The organism is Microvirga sp. P4_G7 (assembly GCF_056401005.1).
Window position 1 is genome coordinate 1 of record NZ_JBFUKD010000883.1, and the last position, 1,270, is coordinate 1,270.

The 1,270-nt window shown below is 62.7% G+C and carries 2 protein-coding genes; both read right to left on the bottom strand.

Annotated elements, in window-relative coordinates; genetic code table 11:
* Window positions 1-649 (bottom strand): ATP-binding cassette domain-containing protein (locus AC1DT3_RS21620; RefSeq protein ID WP_477467236.1); only part of this gene is annotated, 649 nt, incomplete at its 3' end.
* Window positions 642-1,270: ABC transporter ATP-binding protein (locus tag AC1DT3_RS21625; protein WP_477467237.1), on the bottom strand; the 629-nt coding region annotated here is incomplete at its 5' end. The genes AC1DT3_RS21625 and AC1DT3_RS21620, both read right to left, overlap by 8 nt.

The following is a 1,270-nucleotide window of genomic DNA, read 5'->3' on the forward strand; positions in this document are numbered from 1 at the left end:
CGTGACTGATCATGATGTAGGAGAGCCCCAGCGTATCCTTGAGTTCGAGCAGCAGGTTGATGATCTGCGCGCGGATCGAGACGTCGAGCGCCGAAACCGGCTCATCGAGAATGATGACCTTCGGTTCGAGGATGAGCGCGCGGGCGATTCCGATGCGCTGGCGCTGTCCGCCTGAGAATTCGTGCGGAAGTCGCGTCGCGTGTTCCGGGCGCAGGCCGACCTTCGCCAAGATGTCCGCGATCCGGGCATCGACTTCGCTGCGCGCCTTGACGCCATGAAGGCGCAACGGATCTTCCAGCGTCTTGCGCACCGTCTGCCGCGGATTGAGTGACGAATACGGATCTTGGAACACCATCTGCACGATGCGTGCCCTGCCCTTCCGATCCATCCCGGTCCCGTTGACGTCGTGCCCATCAAGCACGATGCGTCCGCGCGTCGGCGCCTGCAGTCCCAGGATCGACAGCGCAAAGGTGGATTTTCCGCAGCCGGATTCACCGACGAGACCGAGRCACTCGCCGCGCTTCAGTTCCAGGTCGAGGCCATCGACCGCATGGAGCAGCCGTCGCTTCCCGCTGAGACCGCCACCGACAGGAAAATGCACCGCAAGATCGTCGACTTTAAGAATGGTGTCGCTCATCGATTCACTCATGATGATGACACCGCACTCGCCCGCCATCGCCGAGGCGGTCTTCGCCAGGATCGACGTTCACGCAGATCTCCGTGGCTGCGTGACAGCGAGGATTGAATCGACATCCTTTGGGAAATTGCGCCACCGGCGGCACTGTCCCGGTGATTTCCTGCAAGCGCTTGCGCCCATGTCGCGACCTGGCGCCGAGGAGCGGCAAGGAGGCCACGAGGCCGCTTGTGTATGGGTGGCGCGGATCGCGAAAGACTTCCTCGGCCACCCGTTGCTCCACGATGCGCCCGGCATACATGACGCCGACCTGCCGGCACATATTGGCAATCAGTCCGAGATCGTGGCTGATCATCAGGACGGCTGTGCCCTTTGCCGCGCAAAGGTCGCGGATGAGTTCGAGGATCTCGGCCTGCACCGTCACATCGAGCGCGGTCGTCGGTTCGTCGGCGAGAAGCAGGTCGGGTCCGCAAGCGAGTGCAATCGCAATCATGACGCGCTGTCGCATGCCGCCCGACAATTGATGCGGGTAATCTTTCACCCGCCGTTCCGGGGCCGGAACGCGAACGCTGGCCAACGCATCGACGGCGAGACGCTGCGCGTCCGACCAACTGGCCCCCTTGTGCAGAACAAACT